15 protein-coding genes and 1 rRNA gene are annotated in these 18,300 nt (G+C 73.1%); 8 read left to right on the top strand and 8 right to left on the bottom strand.

The window, feature by feature from the left end:
* Positions 1-225 (top strand): hypothetical protein (locus VGO20_RS00995; RefSeq protein WP_327500411.1); only part of this gene is annotated, 225 nt, incomplete at its 5' end.
* Between the two features lie 13 nt (positions 226-238).
* Here VGO20_RS00995 and VGO20_RS00990 read toward each other — a convergent pair.
* Both VGO20_RS00990 and VGO20_RS00985 read right to left on the bottom strand, forming a co-directional pair.
* The gene (locus tag VGO20_RS00990) at positions 239-1,396 is read right to left on the bottom strand and encodes an argininosuccinate synthase domain-containing protein (RefSeq protein ID WP_327500410.1); all 1,158 of its coding nucleotides are present in this window, start codon (positions 1,394-1,396) and stop codon (positions 239-241) included.
* Positions 1,393-4,533 (bottom strand): non-ribosomal peptide synthetase, encoded by a 3,141-nt coding sequence (locus VGO20_RS00985; protein WP_327500409.1) that lies wholly within the window; start codon positions 4,531-4,533, stop codon positions 1,393-1,395. The genes VGO20_RS00990 and VGO20_RS00985 overlap by 4 nt, the downstream gene beginning before the upstream one ends.
* A gap of 308 nt (positions 4,534-4,841) precedes the next feature.
* Between VGO20_RS00985 and VGO20_RS00980 the strand changes: the two genes are divergently transcribed.
* From VGO20_RS00980 to VGO20_RS00955, 6 genes are all read left to right on the top strand, one after another.
* The gene (locus VGO20_RS00980; protein WP_327500408.1) at positions 4,842-5,480 is read left to right on the top strand and encodes a LysE family translocator; all 639 of its coding nucleotides are present in this window, start codon (positions 4,842-4,844) and stop codon (positions 5,478-5,480) included.
* Between the two features lie 70 nt (positions 5,481-5,550).
* Positions 5,551-6,477, top strand: coding sequence for a hypothetical protein (locus VGO20_RS00975; protein WP_327500407.1), 927 nt, complete (start codon positions 5,551-5,553; stop codon positions 6,475-6,477).
* Positions 6,474-7,157: an aspartate/glutamate racemase family protein gene (locus VGO20_RS00970; protein WP_327500406.1), complete on the top strand. Its 684-nt coding sequence runs from the start codon at positions 6,474-6,476 to the stop codon at positions 7,155-7,157. The genes VGO20_RS00975 and VGO20_RS00970 overlap by 4 nt, the downstream gene beginning before the upstream one ends.
* Positions 7,154-8,341 carry an NAD(P)/FAD-dependent oxidoreductase gene (locus VGO20_RS00965; RefSeq protein ID WP_327500405.1) on the top strand — a complete coding sequence of 396 codons (1,188 nt, stop codon included), beginning with the start codon at positions 7,154-7,156 and terminating at the stop codon, positions 8,339-8,341. The genes VGO20_RS00970 and VGO20_RS00965 overlap by 4 nt, the downstream gene beginning before the upstream one ends.
* A complete protein-coding gene (locus tag VGO20_RS00960) occupies positions 8,329-8,586 on the top strand; it encodes a 2Fe-2S iron-sulfur cluster-binding protein (RefSeq protein ID WP_327500404.1) in 258 nt (85 codons plus the stop codon). The genes VGO20_RS00965 and VGO20_RS00960 overlap by 13 nt, the downstream gene beginning before the upstream one ends.
* Positions 8,583-9,956: an NAD(P)/FAD-dependent oxidoreductase gene (locus VGO20_RS00955; protein ID WP_327500403.1), complete on the top strand. Its 1,374-nt coding sequence runs from the start codon at positions 8,583-8,585 to the stop codon at positions 9,954-9,956. Before VGO20_RS00960 ends, VGO20_RS00955 begins: the two co-directional genes overlap by 4 nt.
* Before the next feature lie 11 nt (positions 9,957-9,967).
* On the opposite strand, the gene VGO20_RS00950 is transcribed toward VGO20_RS00955, so the two are convergent.
* Positions 9,968-11,572 (bottom strand): phospholipase D-like domain-containing protein, encoded by a 1,605-nt coding sequence (locus VGO20_RS00950; RefSeq protein WP_327500402.1) that lies wholly within the window; start codon positions 11,570-11,572, stop codon positions 9,968-9,970.
* A 507-nt stretch (positions 11,573-12,079) separates the two neighbouring features.
* Between VGO20_RS00950 and VGO20_RS00945 the strand changes: the two genes are divergently transcribed.
* Complete coding sequence (locus VGO20_RS00945; protein WP_327500401.1) at positions 12,080-12,691, top strand: exopolysaccharide biosynthesis protein; 612 nt, start codon at positions 12,080-12,082, stop codon at positions 12,689-12,691.
* A gap of 51 nt (positions 12,692-12,742) precedes the next feature.
* Here the strand turns inward: VGO20_RS00945 and VGO20_RS00940 are convergent, their stop codons facing one another.
* The 5 genes from VGO20_RS00940 to rrf form a co-directional block, all read right to left on the bottom strand.
* A complete protein-coding gene (locus VGO20_RS00940) occupies positions 12,743-14,047 on the bottom strand; it encodes a TRAP transporter large permease (protein WP_327500400.1) in 1,305 nt (434 codons plus the stop codon).
* Positions 14,048-14,057: 10 nt separating this feature from the next.
* Entirely contained in the window at positions 14,058-14,567 is a 510-nt protein-coding gene (locus tag VGO20_RS00935) for a TRAP transporter small permease (protein WP_327500399.1), read from the bottom strand.
* A 112-nt stretch (positions 14,568-14,679) separates the two neighbouring features.
* Complete coding sequence (locus tag VGO20_RS00930; RefSeq protein ID WP_327500398.1) at positions 14,680-15,657, bottom strand: TRAP transporter substrate-binding protein; 978 nt, start codon at positions 15,655-15,657, stop codon at positions 14,680-14,682.
* A 100-nt stretch (positions 15,658-15,757) separates the two neighbouring features.
* Positions 15,758-17,989, bottom strand: a complete 2,232-nt coding sequence (locus VGO20_RS00925) for an ATP-binding protein (protein ID WP_327500397.1) — start codon at positions 17,987-17,989, stop codon at positions 15,758-15,760.
* A 187-nt stretch (positions 17,990-18,176) separates the two neighbouring features.
* Positions 18,177-18,292, bottom strand: a 5S ribosomal RNA gene (rrf, locus tag VGO20_RS00920).
* Between the last annotated feature and the right edge of the window lie 8 nt (positions 18,293-18,300).

Below are 18,300 nucleotides of genomic sequence, written 5' to 3'. Positions count from 1 at the left end.
GACACCGCCCGCCCCGACCTCGACTCCGAGGCGCCGCCGACCGCCTCCAGCGGCGACGAGGTCGACGTGACGGCGCGCTCGCTGCTGCTGTTCGAATTGCGGCCGGCCGGCCGGGGCGACGCCCTCCAGAGCGCGGCGCGCGCGCTCCAGGAAGCGGCCCGGGAGCCCGCGGGGCCTCCCGCCGGGGCCTTCCATCCCCGGCAGGAGGAGACGGCGGGCGAGTAGCGCCCGCCTGTCCTCAGGTCCAGACCTGCCCGCCGGCGGCGAAGCGGTGCTGATGCGCACCCAGCGCGTCCGCCGGCAGGTTGCGCAGCCCGTCGAGCGCGAGATTGCCCTTGTAGAGCGCGACCTCGACCTCGCCGCCCAGCACGCCGGTCATGTCGACCAGCGCGGCGCGGGCGGCGGCGGCGTGGGCCTCGAAGGAACGGCCCTCGTAGACCGCGCGCCCGAGGACGCGCGACAGCTCCTCGTGAAGCGCGAGCGACGCCGGCGACAGCACCGCGCGCGCGAGCTGCTCGTAGGCGAAGCCCAGCAGCGTCATTCCCGGCGCCTCGTATATCCCGCGGCATTTGGTGCCGATGATCCTCGTCTCGATGACGCTCGTCAGCCCGACGCCCGCCCGCCCGGCGAGCGCGTTGGCCGCCTCCATCGCGCCGCGGGCCGTCTGCGGCCGCCCGTCGAGGGTCGCGAGCGCGCCGCCCTCGATCCCGACGCGCACCGCCACGGTTTCGTCCGGGGCGGCCTGCGGCGTGCGCGAGAGCGCGAAGGGCGCGGCCCGCCACGGACGGTCCAGCGCTTCGATCGCGGTGCCCTCGTGCGAGACGCCCATCAGCGACCCGTCCGACGAGACGGCCGCCTTTCCGGCCACGCCGGCGATCGGGCCGTCGGCCTCGATCACGCGGACCATTCCCGCCCGATCCGGGCACCGGACCCTCAGGACCGGATCGGTCCAGGGCGCCAGTACCTCCAGGCCCGGGGCGTAGTGGGCCGTCAGCCTTTCGAAGCGGCGCTGGTCGTTGCCTCCGCCGACGCAGCCATGGGCGAGGATGTCGCAGCCGGCTTCCACCAGGCGCGGCGCGAGGTTGGCGAGGAGCACCAGGCGCAGGGCCCCGGTCGTGTTCCAATAGCCGCCCTCGTAGCCGGCCCGGCAGCGGACGAGGTCGAGGGCGAGCGCCGCGGCAGCGTCCCTCAGATCGTGCCGCCGGCAGGGGATCCGGTGCCTCTCCATGTCGTCGAGGAAGGCCTGCGCATGAGTCTCGTCGACCTGGCCGACATCGGCGAAATGGACCTGGAAGTCCGCGCCCTCTTCCGCCAGCAGCTTCGCGACTGCCCAGGACGACAGGCCGCCGCCGGCCAGCAGGCCGATCCTGCGGCCCCGCAGGAATGCTCTCGTCATCGGTGCTTTTCTCCCAATCCCGGTGCGGGGCCGGCTGCCGGAGCCGGCCGCCCGGACGCGTGCAGGAACTCGAGGAACGGCCGCCACGGCGCGCTGCCGCCCTCCGGCCAGCGGATGGCGTGGCGGGCTTCCAGCTCGGCGGCCGCGGTGCGGCCGTAGCGCAGGCCGGGGTCGCCGAACTGCTCCGCGAACCAGCCCGGCATCCCGTCGCCGTCCGGCCGGGGCAGCAGGGAGGCCAGCGCGACGAGGTCGGCGGACGCGGTGCCGTTCCTGCAGCGCTCCCGAACCACGGACTGGAACTCCGCGTAGGAGACCACCGGCAGCCCGCCGACCCGGCGGCCGAGGTCGGCGGCGAGGTCGCCGAACCGCGGCGCGCTCGGATGGAAGACGTGGAGAACGGCGGGGCCGGGGACCGCCGGCGCGTCCCCCACCGCGGCGATCACGCAGGCGACGAGCGACGCCACGACGTCGACGGGAGTGTAATCGATCCTGTCCGCGAGCGGGAAGACGCGGCCCGTCTCGACGAAACCCTTGAACAGCAGGACGACCAGGGACCGGGGGTTGGGCATGCCGGTGATGCTGGAGGGCATCACCTCGCCCAGGCGGTAGATGCGGACCGGCACGCCCGAACGGGCGGCCTCGGCGAGCACGCCTTCGGCGACCGCCTTCGACCGGACGTATCCTTCGGCCGGCAGGGCGTCGAGCACCGGGGCCGCGTGCTCGGGGGCCGGGACGCCCGCCGTCCCGCCGACGACGCCGAGCGTCGAGACGTGGTGCACGGGGATGCCGCCGCCGGCGAGCGCGAGGCGCGCCACCTCCACCGTACCCAGGACGTTCGGCCCCCTCAGTTCCGCGTAGCCGCGCAGGAAGTCGACGGCCGCGCCGTTGTGGAGGATCGCGTCGACGCCGCCCGCGAGATCGGCGAAGGCGCCGGGCCCGAGCCCCAAGCACGGCAGCGACAGGTCGCCCGGGACCGCCACGGCCCGTCGCGCCGCCTCGGGGCCGAAGAGCCCGTAGGCCCCGAGGGCGGCCTGCAGGCGTTCGGCCGCACTCCGGCGGTCCTCCGCCCGGACGAGGCACACCACCTCCGCCTGCGACCGGGCCAGCAGCGCATCCAGGAGATGGGCGCCGACGAAGCCCGTGACCCCCGTCAGCAGCACGCGGCGCGGCGGGGACCCGACGGGCCGCGCCCCGCGCGGCGTCGCCGACAGCGCCTCCGCGGCGCCCGCGAGGTCGGAGGCCATGAGCGCCGGCGCCGGATCCTCGGCGGCGCCCTCGCGTCCACCGCCGTCGGCGAAAGCCAGCAGCGCGCGCGGCGTCGGGTTCTCGTAGACGGCCTGCGGCTGGAGCGTCGCGCCCAGTTCGCGCTCGACCAGCAGGGCGAGCGCGACCGCCGAGAAGGAGTTTCCTCCCGCGGCCAGGAAGGCGGTATCCGGCCCGACCGTGCCGTCGTCGAGCGCCTCGCGCCACAGCGCGACCATGCGGGACAGCCTCGCGTCCGGCCCGTCATCCCCGGCCGATGCCGCCGCGTCCGACGCCTGCCCGTCGAGCATGTCCAGAAGCGCGCGCCCATCGGTCTTCCCGTTCGGCGTCAGCGGGAACCCGTCGACGAACACGAACCGCGAGGGGATGGAGGTCGCGGGCAGCTCGCGTGCGAGGGCGCCGCGCAGCGCGGCCGCGGCACCCGTCCCCGACGCCTCGGCGGCCGTACCCGCCGAGGGCACGACGAAGGCGACGAGATAGGCCGTGCCGTCGGCGCGGGGCTTCGGCAGAACGCGGGCGTCGCGCACCTCGGACAGGCGGTTCAGCGTCGCGGCGACCTCGTCCAGTTCGATGCGCACGCCCCCGATCTTCACCTGGAAGTCCCGGCGCCCGTCGAAGCGCAGCAGCCCGTCCGGATCCACGTGGCCGAGATCCCCGGTGAGGTAGACGCGGCCGCCCGGCAGGCCGGCCCACGGATTCGGCCGGAAGGCGGCCGCGGTCTTCGACGGGTCGCCGAGATAGCCGAGGCCGAGGCACTCGCCGCCGATCACGATCTGGCCGACCTGGCCCGCGGGCAGCAGCCGGAACGCCTCGTCGCAGACGACGGCGAAGGTGTTGGCGATCGGGCGCCCCAGGGGTATGCCTTCGGCGTCGCCGTCGCCGACGCGGTGGAACACCATACCGATCGAGGCCTCCGTGGGGCCGTAGGTATTGGTCACCTCGACATGCGGCAGCAGCTGCCGGAACACCCGCACCGTTTCGGGGTTGGCCTCCTCCCCCCCGATCAGGACGTGCCTCATGGAGCGCAACGCACGTGCACGCGCGGGATCGGCCTCGAGGAAGCGGACGAGCAGGTTGAAGACGGTCGGCACGAAGTCGGTCATGACGACACCGTGGCGCTCGATCGTCGCGACCGTCTCCTGGAGGTCGAGAATGCCGTCTCGCTCGGGGATGACGACCGTCGCCCCGACGGTGAGCGGCCACAGCAGCTGCCAGAGCGACGAGTCGAAGACGTGCCGGCTGTTCTGGAGCACGACGTCGCCGGGGCGCAGCCCGAACCGCTCCGTCATGTAGGCGAACCGGTTGAGCAGCCCGCGCTGGACGTTGAGGCAGCATTTCGGCCGCCCCGTCGAGCCCGAGGTGAAGAAGCCGTAGGCGAGGTCCGTCTGCGGGCCGTGCGGCGGCAGCGGGCCGCCTCCCGCGGCGCGGGCGTCCACCGCGATGCAGGGCCGGCCCGCCGCCGCGGCCGCGCGCCGCGGATCGTCCGCGAGGACCGCCTTCGGCCCGATCTGCCCGAGCGTCTCCTCGATGCGCGCCTGGGGCCAGTCGGCGTCGATCGGAACGAAGGCCGCGCCCGCCAGGAGCGCGCCCAGGATACCGAGCGGCAGGTCGGGGCCGCCCGTCGTGACGACCGGCACGAGGTCGTTCCTGCCGACGCCGTGGGCCTGCAGGCGGCCCGCCAGGCCGGACGCGGCGGATTCGACGCGCCCGTAGTCGAGCACGACGCCGGCGTGGATCAGTGCGACCCGCCGGGGATGCGCACGGGCCCGCGCCAGGAACTGCGAGGCGACCGTTTCGGTCTCCGGCAGGGCGGTGGCCGGGCCGACCAGGACGCTGTCGCGTTCCGGCCGACTTGTCGCTATGGATGAAAGCATAAAATTCGCAATGTGACAGTTCAATAACGTGGGAGACCGTAATCACGGTAACATTACCTTGGATAAACTCAACAACTTCCACAGATGAAATTATGGATATTCGGAATGCAAGGGTATTCAATACTAAGCATCTATATGGATAATCATACACCTCGAGGGCGAAACCCAGAAAACGCCGCGAACTGCCGTCGGAAGGAATATTCCCCGAGCGCCAGCCGCGGCGCGGGGCCCGACCGGCGCTTGACCACCCGCGGCTTCTGCTGCTGAATGGCGGCCGTCGCCCGCACGGGCCGGACGGAGGGAGCGCCATGTACGACTGGCATCACTGGGCCCTGTTCCTGAGCGCCGCTGTCGCGCTGAACGTGGCCCCCGGGCCGGACGCCGTGTACATCCTGACCCGGACCGTCGCGCACGGCCGGAGGGTCGGGATCGCCTCGTCCCTCGGCGTCTGCTCCGGGGCCTTCATCCACGTGCTCGCCGCCGCCTTCGGCCTCTCCGCGATCCTGGCGACCTCGGCGACCGCCTTCATGGTGGTGAAGTACGTGGGGGCGGCCTATCTCGTCTATCTCGGCTGGAAGGCTCTCAGATCCCCGGGCGTCGCGTTCGCGCCGGCCGGTGCCGCGGAAGACCGCCGGGTGACGCCATGGAGCGCCTACCGCCAGGGCGTGGCGATCGACGTGCTGAATCCCAAGGTCGCGATCTTCTTCATGGCGTTCCTGCCCCAGTTCGTCGACCCGGCGCTCGGCCACGCGGCGGCGCAGACGGTTCTTCTGGGCCTGATCGTGATCCTGGTCGCGATCGTCTGGGAGGCCTTCCTGGTGCTGTGCGCCTCCGGCATGACGGGCACCCTGCGGCGACGGCCCGCAATCGGCGCCTGGCTGGACCGGCTGGTCGGTGTCGTCCTGATCGGCCTGGGCATCCGGCTCGCCCTCGAGGAGCAGGCCTGAACGGGCGCCGCTGGCGCGGCGGCTCCTGCCCCGCTAGTGTTGCCGGCGGATCGCTTCGGTCGGGGGAAACGTGATCGGACTGGGATTGCGGACGGTTGCGGCATGGACGCGCGTCGTGCTGCCGGCTGGCATCGTCCTGGGCCTCGCCCTGCCCGGCTTGGCCGCGCGCCTGAACCCGCTGCTGCCCGTCGCGGTGGTGGCGCTGCTCGTGCTGAGCATGCTGCGGATCGACTGGCCGTCGCTCCGGCTCACGCTCGGCCGCCCGCTGGTCTCCGCACTGGCCGTGGGCTGGGTGCTGCTGGCGCTGCCCGCCCTGGTCTGGGCCGCGACCGCGCCGTTGGGCCTGCCCGAGGAGCTGCGCCGGTCGCTGGCGCTGGTCGCGGCGATGCCGCCGATCCTTTCGGCGCCGGCGCTCTCGCTGCTGCTCGGGCTGGACGCGGCGACGGCGCTGGTCGCCGTCGTCGCCGCGACCCTGCTGGTGCCGCTGACCCTGCCGCCGGTGGCCGCTCTGACCGCCGGCGCCGCGATCGCCGAGCCGCTGGCCCTGTTCGCGCGCCTGGCCGCGGTGGTCGGCGGCGCGCTGCTGGCGTCGCTGGCGCTACGCGCCCTCGCGGGACCCGCCCGGCTCGCGCGCCGCGCCGCCGAGATCGACGGGGTCGGCGTGATCCTGCTGCTGCTGTTCGCGGTGGCCCTGATGGACGGGGTGCCCGCCCATGTCGCGTCCCGGCCGCAGGACGTGGCGCTCTACGCGGCCGCCGCCTTCGCTGCCAATCTCGGCATGCAGGTCCTCGGCACCGCGGCGTTCCGTCCGGCCGGCATGCGCGTCGCAACGACGGTCGGCTTCGTCGGCGGCAACCGCAACGCGGCGCTGCTCCTGGCGGTGCTGCCGGGCGCGGACCCTGCGCTGCTGCTGTTCGTCGCGGTCGCGCAGTTCCCGATCTATCTGCTGCCGTCCCTGCTGCTGCCGATCTACCGCCGACTGGGGAGGGCGGCTTGAGCGCGCCGATCGGCATCCTGATGCTCGACACCGGCTTCCTGCGCATCCCCGGCGACGTCGGCTGCCCGGAGACCTTCCCGTTCCCGGTGCGTTACGCCAGGGTGGCGGGGGCGAGCGTCGGCGCCACGGTGCACGGCGACCCGGCGCCGCTGCTCGGCGCCTTCGTCGAGGCGGGACTGCGGCTTGCGGGGGAAGGCTGCATCGGCGTCACGACCACCTGCGGGTTCCTGTCGCTGTTCCAGCGCGAGCTCGCGGCCCGCCTGCCGGTTCCGGTCGCCACCTCGGCGCTGCTCCAGATCCGGAGTGTCGCGGCCCTGCTGGCGCCGGGGCGGCGGCCCGGCATCGTCACCTATTCGGCCGTCGCCCTGACGCCCGCGCATCTGGAGGCCGCCGGCGCCCCGCCCGACATCCCGGTCCGCGGGCTCGACCCCGGCGGGGCGCTCGCCACCATGATCCGCGGCGAGCGCCCCGACCTCGACCGGGAGGCCGCCGGGCGCGAGACCGTCGCGGCATGCCTGGCGCTGGTCGCGGATCATCCCGAGACCGGCGCGATCGTGCTGGAATGCGCGAACCTGCCGCCCTACCGCGCCGCCGTGGCGGCGGCGACGGGGCTGCCGGTCTTCGACGCCGTGACGATGATCGGCTGGTTCCGGGCCGCCCTGCTTCCGGCGGCGCCGTGACCGGCGGCGCGATCGAGGCGGAGGTCGCCGTCATCGGCGCCGGCATCATCGGCGCGTCTTGCGCCTGGCATCTGGCTGCGGCGGGCATCCGCACCGTCCTGCTGGACGCCTCGGGCCCGGCCGCCGGCAGTTCCGGGGCCTGCGACGGCTACGTCTCCGTCTCGACCAAGACCAGTGCCACCGCGCTCGACCTCGCCGCGGCGAGCCAGGCGCTGTACCCGGCCCTGGTCGCGCGCCTTCCCGGCCGGACGGAGTTCGAGACCTGCGGCGGACTGCTGCTGATCGAGGACGAGGCCGACGAGCCGGCGGTCGCCGCCCATGCCGAAGCCGTGCGCGGCCGCGGCCTGGACGTGCGCTTGGTCGGCCGCGCGGAGCTGGCGGCCCTGGAGCCGGGCATCGCCCCCGGGATGCGCGGCGCCGCCTTCGCGCCCGGCGAGGCCAAGGTCAACCCCTACGCCATGACGCTCGCCCTCGTCGCGGGCGCGCAGGGACTGGGTGCGCGCACGCTGTGGCCGGCCCGCGTCGATGCGGTGGAGCGCATCGGGGCGCGGATCGCCGGCCTCTCGACCACCGCCGGCATGGTCCGGGCCGAGCAATACGTGTTCGCCGCGGGGGCCGCCAGCGCCGCGCTCGGCGCGCTCGCCGGCGTCGTGCTGCCGGTGGAGCCCCGGCGCGGCGAGCTTGCCGTCACCGAACGCACGGCGGCGGCGCCGCGCCGGGTCCTGGTGTCCGGCCGCTATCTCGCGGCCAAGTCCCGGCCCGAGGCGGCGGCCGGGGACGCGGACGCGGAGACGCGGCTCGGCTACGGCTTCGTCGCCGAGACCACCGCGACCGGCCAATGCGTCCTCGGCAGCACCCGCGTGTTCGCGGGCTTCGGGCGCACGGTGTCGCCCGAGGGGCTCGCGACCATTATCGCCGGCGCGCTGCGGCGCTATCCGGCGCTGGCCGGGACGCGGGTCCTGCGCGCCTTCGCCGGGCTGCGCCCCTTCGTCCCCGACCAGAAGCCGCTGATCGGCCGCAGCCGCATCCTCGACAACCTGATCGTCGCGACCGGCCACGAGGGCGACGGGATCACGCTGGCCCCCATCACCGGCCGGGCCGTCGCGGCGCTGGCCGCCGGGCGGACGCCGGAGATCGACCTATCGCCCTTCGACCCCGACCGCTTCACACCATGCCAGCCGTGATCCCCCGCTTCCGCCATGCGGGTCCGCCGGGCGCGAGTGTCCGCTTCACCATCGACGGCCGGCCGGCGGAGGCCCCGGAGGGCGTGAGCCTCGCTGCCGCGCTGCTGCTGGCCGGCGTCGACGGGTTCCGCCCGCTGTGCCTGATGGGAAGCTGCCAGGGCTGCCTGGTCTCGATCGACGGCGGCGTGCGGGAGCGGGCCTGCCTGGCCCCGGTCCGCGCCGGCGCGGATGTGAGGCTGGCATGAGCCCGGCCGCGCGCGTGGTGGTCGTGGGCGCCGGTCCGGCGGGCATGACGGCGGCCCTCGGGCTGGCCGAGGCCGGCGTCGCCGCCGTGCTCGTCGACGAGGGGCGCGAGGCCGGCGGGCAGGTGTTCCGCGCCGGGCCGGGCGGCCGGGACCGGCGCGGCGCGGCCTTGCGCCGGCGGGTCGCGGAGTGCGCCGCGATCGACCACCGCGCCGGCCACGCCGCCGTGACCCTGGACGCCGACCGGCGCCTGGGGGTGCTGACGCCCGCCGGCCGCCTGGAGACGCTCGTTCCCGACGCGGTGCTGCTCGCCCCGGGCGCGGTCGAGCTGTTCGTCCCGGTGCCGGGATGGACGTTGCCGGGCGTGTTCGGGGTCGGCGCGCTGCAGCTTCTGTGGAAAAGCGCCGCCGTCCTGCCCCAAGGGCCGCTGGTGCTGGCGGGAGCCGGGCCGCTGCCGCTGCTGGCGGCCGCCCAGCTCGCCGCGGCCGGGGCGGAGGTCGCCGCGGTGGTGGACGCCGCCGCCCGGCCGGGCCCGTCCACCCTGGCCGGCCTCGCGGCGGCGCCCGGGCTGCTGCTGCGGGGCATGGGCCTCGAGCTTGCGCTGAGGCGGCGAAGCATCCCGGTCCTGCGCGGCGCCGCCGTCGCGGCGGTGCTCGGCGGGCCGGAGCATGGCGCCGAGGGGGTCGAGATCGTGCGGCTGGACCGGAACTGGGAACCGGCGGGTCCGGTCGTCCGACGCATCCCCGCGCGCACCGTCGGGCTCGGCTTCGGAGTGCGGCCCAATCCCGAACTGGCGGCCCAGGCCGGCTGCCGGCTTGCCTGGGATCCGGCGCTGGGCGGCTGGCATCCCACGACGGACGCGGCCGGGCGGACCAGCCTGCCCGGCATCTACGCCGCCGGCGACGGCGCCGGGATCGGCGGCGCCGACCTGGCGCTGCTTGCCGGCGCGCGCGCGGCCCGGACGATCGCGGGCGATCTCGGTCTGCCGGCGCCGCCGGCCGCGCGCGGCGAGGCGTTGCGCGCCGCGCGGCTGGCCCGGTTCCGCGGGGCGCTGGCGGCATGGTGCGGCGTGCGCCCGGGCATCTACCGCCTTGCCGGCCCCGACACGGTGGTCTGCCGCTGCGAGGGGACGACCGCGGGCGAGATCGAGGCCGCCGCCCGGCTCGGCGCGGGCAGCGCGGCGGCGGTCAAGCTCGCGACGCGCGCGGGGATGGGATCCTGCCAGGGCCGGGTCTGCGCCGGCGCCGTCCAGCACCTGGCCGCGGCCGCCGCCAGCCTGGATGCGGGCGAGCCGGCTCCGCCCTCGGCCCGGCCACCGGCGCGGCCGGTGCCGCTCTCGGCCTGGCTCTCCGGCTGCGAGCCGGAGCGGTAGCGGCGCATCCCTCAGGCGGAAGGAAACGGGACGTCCCGGCCGCGGTGCCCGGGCCTGCCGATCCACCAGGTCACGGCGCAGGCGACGGTCGCGACCACCGCGACGGCGGACAGCGCGCCGACCAGGCCGGCCCGGCCGGAGCCGGCGTGCCGGCGCAGCCATCTGTCGGGCCATTTGCCGGGAGGGGCCGGTGGGTCGGTCAGGACGTCGTGCGCGAAGGTCGAAGCGCGTTCCGGCCGGGCCGGCGGGAACTCGTCCAGCCGCCGTCCGGCCGGGGCGTTCAGGGCGTCGATGGCCCGGACCAGGCTGCCGTGCCGGTCGACGGTTGACGAGAGGCGTCCGGCAGGCACGTCCAGGTGCTCGGCGACGAGGCGGTCGCGAATCCGCCGCACGCCGCGCCGGACCGCCGCCTCGCCAGGGGTGCCGGGCACGACCTCGATCGCCAGGTCGCATTCGGTGTCGGTCCCCATCGAGCGGGCATTCAGGTTGGACGAGCCGATGCGCAGGAAGCGGTCGTCGACGACGGTGACCTTGGAGTGGACGATGATCTCGGCGCCGTCGACGAGCGCGGCATAGACCCGCAGGCGCCCGAAGCGGTCGGCCTGCCTGAGGTCGAAGACGATCGCGGTGCGCGCGTTGTCCATGGCGAGCTGCTCGGGCCAGCTCGGCGCCTGCTTGGGGTTGACGATGACGACCTCGGGCCCGTCCGGCTCCGCCAAGCGCCGGGCCAGGGCCTGGCCGATGCGGTGCGATGCCAGGTACTGGCTTTCCATGTAGATCGTCTCGCGCGCCGCGGCGATCGAGTCCAGGTACAGCCGCTCGACCTCCCTGGTCTCCGGGCGGCCCCGCCATGCCGGCTCGGTACGCGCGATGCCGACCGGGACGTCGCGGAAGTCCGGTTCGACGCCGCCGGGCCAGATGGCGCGGCCCCGCGGCGGCGGGACCAGGCGTTCGCCGGTCGCCCGCCACCAGCGGTCCCGGGCCAGATCGCCGAGCGCCCGCGCCGCATCCCCGTCGACGAGCATCATCACGTCGTGATGCGGCTCGTAGGGCCGGCCGGAGGGCTTGCGCCGCCGCGGCTCGTGGAGGCGGTGCGCGCGGGTGTCCCAGCGATTCGCGGCGAAGTCGATGCCGCCGCAGAACGCGACCGCGTCGTCGACGACCAGGACCTTCTGGTGATGGACCGCGAGCGCCGGATGGGCGTCGTCGAGCACGTAGCGCAGGCGGCCGTGATCGAGGTTGCGGGCCTGCGCCCCCGGGATGCGCCGGCGCCTGAGGGCGAGCCAGGCCGCCTTGTCCCAGACGAGCACCCGGACCTCCAGGCCGTCGCGCCGGTCGACCAGGCTGCGGAGCAGGTCTCCGATCCGGTCCGGTTCGGCCGGATCGGGGTCCCCGGGCCGCAGGCGCGCGCGTTCGGCGAAGTCCCAGGCCAGCAGGAGTATCGAATGGCGGGCCTCGGCCATCGCCTGCTTCGCCGCGGCGAAATAGGCGTCGCCGTCGATCAGGCAGGCCGCCCGCGAGGCGTTCTCGACGCGCCAGCAGTTCCGGACTGGACGCAGGATCGCCGCTTCACGATCCGGGAGGGTCGGTGCTTCGGTCGTGCCTGATCGCATCATGGTCCGGTTTCTTTCCGTTGGGCGTGGCATGTCCGTTCTCGCTGTCCGGCCGAAACCGACTGCTGCCATCAACAGGAAAGTGCCGCGTCTTGTAGTGCGGCGGGGCCAGACGGCGGATTCGAATCACGCGCACCCCGCATCCGCGCATCTTGATAACTCCTTCGCGCCGACAATCTATCGCTCCAAGGGTCATCGCTCCAAAGGTCCGGGCCCCTCTGGCAGCCGAGGCGTCGGCTGCGATGTCGGACCAGCCATCCGATCTCGCCGACGCAGGCAATCCGTGCCGGAGTCCTCCGTGAAGACGCCGCCCGCCCTCCCCGGTCTTTCCCCCGCCGGTATCCCCGTTTTCGACGCGAATTCTGTGATCTCTGCACGCGCCGCTCTCGACCTGCTGGCGTCGGGCATGCTCCATCCGGTATGGAAGAGCGGCCGTGCGCCGCCGGTGGCCCGGGAACATGCCCGGGCGGACAGAGCCGGTCCGGAATGCACGACGGAAGGGAGACCACGGTGAACCGGGAAGCGCAGAGCGTCGCCGACAGACTGGTCGGCATCGCCGCCGCAGTGGCCGCGGACCGGCCGACATTGGGCCAGATCCTCCACGCGCTCGGCAGTTCCGGCCCCGGCCTGACCCTCATCCTGCTGTCCCTGCCGTCCTTCATCCCGATACCGGGAGCGCCCACCGGCCTTGTGTTCGGCACGGCGCTGGCCCTCGTCGCCTTCCAGTTGATGGCGGGCGCGCCGGGCCTGCGGCTGCCGGAATGGCTGGCCCGCCGGCCGGTGCCGCGTCAGGCGCTGCTCTCGGCGACGGGCTGGCTGGCCCGGCACGTGGGACGGATCGAGGAGCGGCTGCGCCCGCGCCTGCCCTTCCTGACCGGCCGGGCCACCCGCCTCGTCCTGGGGCCGACGATCCTGCTGCTGGCCATCCTAATCCTGCTGCCGATCCCCTTCGGCAACCAGCCGGCCTCGCTGGCGGTGATCGCCCTGGCGTTCGGCCAGCTCGCCCGGGACGGGCTGGCCATCCTGCTGGGCCTGGTGCTGGCGGCGCTGGCCACGGCCTGGAACACCGCCGTCGCGCTGTTCGGGGCGCACCTCGCGTCCTGGGTCCTGCACTGGTTCTGAGCGGCCGGCCCGACTCGCCGGGCGCCATGGTTCGGAGCCGGCCCGGTCCCGTCACCCCGCCATCATCTGACGCGGCAGGTACAGCGCGATTTCCGGGAACAGGCTGACGAACACCACCGCGACCGCCATCAGCACGAAGAACGGCAGGGCGGCCAGGGCGATGTAGGTGATCTGGTGGTCGGTCATGCCCTGGAGCACGAACAGGTTGAAGCCGACCGGCGGCGTGATCTGCGCCATTTCCACCACCAGCACCATGAAGATGCCGAACCAGACGAGGTCGAAACCGGCCGTCTCGACCGTCGGCAGCACGACCGCCATCGTCAGGACGACCATGGAGATGCCGTCGAGGAAGCAGCCCAGGATGATGTAGAACACCGCGAGGGCCGCCAGCAGCGCCGCGGGCGGAAGGCCGAGGCCGTCGATCCACTCCGCGAGCGCCCTCGGCATGCCGGTGAAGCCCATGGCCAGCGTCAGGAACGCGGCGCCGGCGAGGATCAGCGCGATCATGCAGGACAGCCGCGTCGCGCCGAGCAGGCCCTCGACGAAGCTGTCGCGCGTCAGCGTGCCCTGGACGAGCGACAGCCCGAGCGCGCCGACCACCCCGATCGCCGCCGCCTCGGTCGCGGTCGCGATGCCGGCATAGATCGAGCCGAGGACCGCGACGATCAGCACGACGGTGGGCAGCAGGTTGCGCGAGGCGCGCAGCTTCTCGGCCAAGCCGGCGCGCATGCGGTCGCCGGGCAGGCGGCCGGGATGGAAGACCGACCACAGCGCCACGTAGCCGACGAACAGGGTGGCGAGCAGCAGGCCGGGACCGATGCCGGCGATGAACAGCCGGGCGATCGAGACATTGGCCGCGACGCCGTAGACGATCATGATCAGCGACGGCGGGATCAGCAGGCCGAGCGTGCCGGACCCGGCGAGCGAACCGATGATGAGGCGTTCGGGGTAGCCGCGCCCGCGCAGCTCCGGGATCGTCATCTTGCCGATCGTGGCGCAAGTGGCCGCCGAGGAGCCGCTGACGGCCGCGAAGATCGTGCAGCCGATGATGTTGGTGTGCAGCAGCCGCCCCGGAAGCCACTGCATCCAGGGCGCCAGCCCACGGAACATGTCCTCCGACAGGCGCGAGCGGAACAGGATCTCGCCCATCCAGATGAACATCGGCAGCGCCGTCAGCGTCCAGCTCGAGCCAGCACCCCAGATCGTCGTCACCATCGCGTCGCCGACCGGCCGGGTCGTGAACAGGTCCATGGCCAGCCAGCCGACCCCCAGCAGGGCGAGGCCGATCCAGACGCCGGAGCCGAGGATCAGGAGCAGGCAGGCGACCAGCAGGCCGGTCGTGTACAGGGCGTCCATGTCTTCGACCTCACTCGGAACGGGAGGACGCCGCCGGCCCTCCGATCGGCAGTCGGCCGCGCAGGAGACGGACCGTGTCGTCCAGGAAGGCGACGAACAGGACGCTGACGCCGAAGGCCATGGCGGTCTGGGGAATCCACAGCGGCGTGCGGTCCTCGGCCATGGAGACGTCGGTGAAGGCCCAGGACCACCACACCATCTTCCAGGAGTACCAGGCGAACAGGCCGCTCAGCACCGTGGCGACGGCGAGGCACCACGCCTCCAGCCAGAGGCGCGGCCGCCCGTGCAGGCGCTGGAGCAGCAAGGTGACGCGGATGTGCTCGCCGCGCTTGAGCGTGTGGGCCAGCGCCAGGAAGGACACGCCGGCCATGGCGTAGCCGGCATAGGCGTCGGTCCCCCTGACGTAGAAGCCGAAGACGCCGCCGAGGACCTGGACCAGGATGCTCGCCAGGATGGCGATCATGAACAGCGCGGCGATCCAGGCACTGGCGTCGTAGAGGGCGTCGAGGGCACGGCGCATCGTCGGGTCATCCTGGTGAAGCGAGGCCTGGGAGGCCTCACGAAAAGGGGCCGGGCGGGGCCGGAGACGGCCGGTCCCGCTCCGGCCCCTGGACAGGGCCTGGGCCGCCGGTTCAGTTGCCGCGGTAGGCCGACAGCAGGGCCTCGCCGTCTGCACCGGCACGCGCCACCCAGTCGGCCTGCAGCTCCTCGCCGATGTCACGGAAGCCGGCCTTCAGCGCCTCGGACGGCGCCGACACGGTCATGCCGTTCTTGCGGAACTCGTCGAGGTAGAAGTTGGTCAGCCGCTCGGACTCCGCCCAGCCGCGCTCCTCGGCCGTGGCCGCGGCCTCGGTCACCGCCGCGCGGGTCGCCTCGTCCAGGCCCTGCCAGGCCTGCTCGTTGACGATGATCATGTTCTTCGGCAGCCATGCCTGCACGTCGTAGAAATGGGTGACGTGCTCCCACAGCTTGCTGTCGTAGCCGGTCGAGCCCGAGGAGATCATGGCGTTGACCCTGCCGGTCGCGAAGGCCTGCGACAGCTCGGCCGCCTGGACGGTCGTCACCTGCATGCCCGCCAGCTCGCCGAGGCGCGCCGCGGACGGGCCGTAGGAGCGGAACTTGAGGCCGGCCAGGTCGTCGATCGTCTCCAGCGGCTTGGGGGAGTAGAAGCCCTGCGGCGGCCAGGGCACCCAGTACAGCAGGCGCATGCCCTGGTCGGCGAGGCGCTTCTCGACGAAGGGACGCTGGGCGTCGGCGAGCTTGCGCGCGTCGTCGAAGGAGGTGGCGAGGAACGGCACGTTGTCGACGCCGAAGATCGGGTCCTCGTTCTCCAGCACCACCATCAGCAGCTCGCCGATCTGCGCCTGCCCGGTCTGCACGGCACGCTTGATCTCGGGCACCTTGAACAGCGACGCGCCGGGATGGACGGTGATGTCCAGCTTGCCGTCCGTTCCGGTCCGGACGTCGTCGGCGAACTGCTCCAGGTTCTTGGAATGGAAGTTGCCCGGCGGATAGCCCGCCGGCAGGTCCCACTTCTCCTGGGCGAAGGCCGCGGTACTCGCCAGCACCGAAACCGCTCCGGCAACGGCGATCGAAACCAACTTGTTCATGTCTCTCCCCGTTCGATGACCCCGCCGGAGCAGCCCGCCGAGGACTTATCGTTGCGCAGCGTGCCGGAATCGGCAATGGCCGGTCAAGCTCGGGGGAGCTTCACGCGTTGGATGCGGGGACGGCGGGCTCGTTCCTGCCGGGGGAAGGGGTGCCGGGAGACGAGGTGCCGACGGGGGCGCCGTCGCCGGACCGGGTGGACGGCGCCAGCTCGGCCGGATGGCCGAGCACGCGCGACGCCGGCAGGCGGACCTCGACCGTCGTGCCCTCGCCGAGGGTGCTGGCGATGACGAGGGTGCCGCCGTGGAGCTCGATCATGCGCTTGGCGAGCGGCAGGCCGAGCCCCGTCCCCTGGTGCCGCCGGTTGAAGGCGTTCTCGATCTGCCGGAAGGGCTGGAGCGCCACCTCCACGCTCTCGGGCGCCATGCCGATCCCGGTGTCCGCCACCGTCAGGACGACGCCCCCGCCGGCCTCGACCCTGGCGGCGAGCACGATCCGGCCGCCCGCGGGCGTGAACTTCACCGCGTTGGAGAGCAGGTTGAGAACGACCTGCTTGATGCGCGTCGGGTCGGCGAAGACGCGCGGCAGGGTGGCCGCGGCTTCGGCGTGCACGTCGACGCCCTGGTCCTGGGCGCGGTCGCGCACGAGCCGGCGGCAGGCATCCATCACGTCGCCGAGGCTGACCGCCTCCTCCCGCAGCTTGAGGCTGCCGGCCTCCACCTTGGCGAGATCGAGGATCTCGTTGATGAGGGCCAGCAGGTGCCGCCCGCTGTCGTGGATGTCGGTCGCGTATTCGCGGTAGAGGGGGTTGCCGGTGGAACCGAACAGCTCGTCCCGGATGATCTCGGCGAAGCCGATGATGGCGTTGAGCGGCGTGCGGAGCTCATGGCTCATATTGGCGAGGAACTCGGACTTGGCCCGGTCGGCGAGCTCGGCCCGCTCCTTGGCGTCGCGCAGCCGGTCCTCGGCTTCGCGCGCCGCCGTGATGTCGCGGATCGCCCCCTCGTAGAACAGCACCTCGCCGCCCGGGTCGCGGATCGCGCGCGCGTTCTCCGACACCCAGATGCACTCCCCGGTGCGGTGACGGCGAACCTGGGCGACGAAGTCGGACACCCATCCCTGGCCGGCCAGCAGCTCCCGGAAGTCGCGCCGGCGGTTCGGATCGACATACCATTCGCCGCCGAGATTGCGGGCGCCGGCGATCAGCTCGTCGGGCGAGCGGTAGCCGTTGAGCGCCGCGAGCGCCCCGTTCGCGCGCAGGAGGCGGCCGTCGGCGTCGCACCGGTACATGCCGTCGACGGCATTGTCGAAGATGCTGCGGTAGTCGCGCTCGGCCGTGCGCAGCGCATCCTGGGCCGCTTCGGTACGGTGGAGCTGGTCAACGAGGCGCCAGGTCAGCAGGCCCATCACCGCCAGGACCAGCGTGGCCGAGACGAGATAGAAGAGGTTGCCCTGGCGCCACGTCGCCAGCACGTCGTCCTCGGTCAACGCGACGACGATGACGAGGGGATAGCCGGCCACCGCCGCCCGCGCGATGATGTGACCCTTGCCGTACTGCAGGCGGGGAACCTCGTCGAACGCCATCGTGCCCCGCTCGATCTCGGCGGCAAGCTCGGCGGCCAGTTCCTGGTCGTCGTCGGCGGTCGCCGCGACCAGCAGCGTGCCGTCGGCGTTCAGCAGCATCACGTCCCCGCCGGCCCCGACGTCGAGGGTGGAGAAGAAATCCCGGAAGTACTCGGGCTCGACGACGGCGACGCCCACGCCGCGCAAGCGGTTCGAAGGGTCTAGTATCGCACGGCTCACGGGGATGAAGGCGCGGCCGGAAGCGCGGCCGAGCACCGGGTCGCCGATGTGCAGCGCGTCGCCCCGCCCACCGAGATGGACCCGGAAATACTCACGGTCGGACAGGTCCAGCGGATCGGGAGCGGGCGTGTCGGAATCGTAGCGCAACCACCCCGTCTCATCGAGGATCAGCAGCGCGCGGACCTGGGGAGTATCGAGGACGCGCCCCTGCACCGCGGCCTGCAGGTCGCCGGCCACCATGGGCCCCCCCGCCAGCTCGCGCAGGATCATCCCCTCCCCCGCGCCCTGCAGCATCGTATCGACGGCGCCGAACGTGCGCGAGATGTGCTGCTGAAGCGTGCGGACGAGATTGAGCGTATGACGCTCCGCCCCCTCGATCGCGGCCATGCGGGCCTGGACGGAACTGTAGGTGAAGAAGCCGGCGAAGGTGAGGACGACGAGCAGCGAAAGCGCCACCAGCCCCGTGGTCGGGCGCAGCCTCGGGAGGATCGTCGGAGCCCTGCGCCCGGTATTCGGCGATTCTGCCGGCACGTCTGAAGCACCGCGTAGAGTTTCGTTAGCGGAATCTAGCAGGAGTTGGTCAAAGGTGCGACCCATGTCGCCGAATACGCACAAAAAACACCAAAGCCCCGCACCTGGGGTGGCGGAGCTTCGGCGTCAGGCCATGAAAGAGGGTTCGTGGACGTGTGTTGAAGCTGTGATGAGCTGCGGCCAGCAGGCCTGGCGGCGACCTACTCTCCCACGTCTTGAGACGCAGTACCATCGGCGCTGGGGGATTTCACGGCCGAGTTCGGGATGGGATCGGGTGTTGGGCCCCCCGCCATGACCACCAGGCCGGCTGG

It is taken from the genome of Arenibaculum sp. (genome assembly GCF_035998295.1).
Taxonomy (GTDB): domain Bacteria; phylum Pseudomonadota; class Alphaproteobacteria; order Azospirillales; family Azospirillaceae; genus DASYHS01.
This window is presented reverse-complemented; position numbering and strand designations above follow the sequence as displayed.

Coding starts and splice junctions, on each gene's coding strand:
- VGO20_RS00935 (WP_327500399.1), bottom strand. CDS start 14,567: ATGCGCCGTGCCCTCGACGCCCTCTACGACGCCAGTGCCTGGATCGCC.
- VGO20_RS00930 (WP_327500398.1), bottom strand. CDS start 15,657: ATGAACAAGTTGGTTTCGATCGCCGTTGCCGGAGCGGTTTCGGTGCTG.
- VGO20_RS00955 (WP_327500403.1), top strand. CDS start 8,583: ATGAGCCCGGCCGCGCGCGTGGTGGTCGTGGGCGCCGGTCCGGCGGGC.
- VGO20_RS00985 (WP_327500409.1), bottom strand. CDS start 4,533: ATGCTTTCATCCATAGCGACAAGTCGGCCGGAACGCGACAGCGTCCTG.
- VGO20_RS00950 (WP_327500402.1), bottom strand. CDS start 11,572: ATGATGCGATCAGGCACGACCGAAGCACCGACCCTCCCGGATCGTGAA.
- VGO20_RS00960 (WP_327500404.1), top strand. CDS start 8,329: ATGCCAGCCGTGATCCCCCGCTTCCGCCATGCGGGTCCGCCGGGCGCG.
- VGO20_RS00980 (WP_327500408.1), top strand. CDS start 4,842: ATGTACGACTGGCATCACTGGGCCCTGTTCCTGAGCGCCGCTGTCGCG.
- VGO20_RS00940 (WP_327500400.1), bottom strand. CDS start 14,047: ATGGACGCCCTGTACACGACCGGCCTGCTGGTCGCCTGCCTGCTCCTG.
- VGO20_RS00990 (WP_327500410.1), bottom strand. CDS start 1,396: ATGACGAGAGCATTCCTGCGGGGCCGCAGGATCGGCCTGCTGGCCGGC.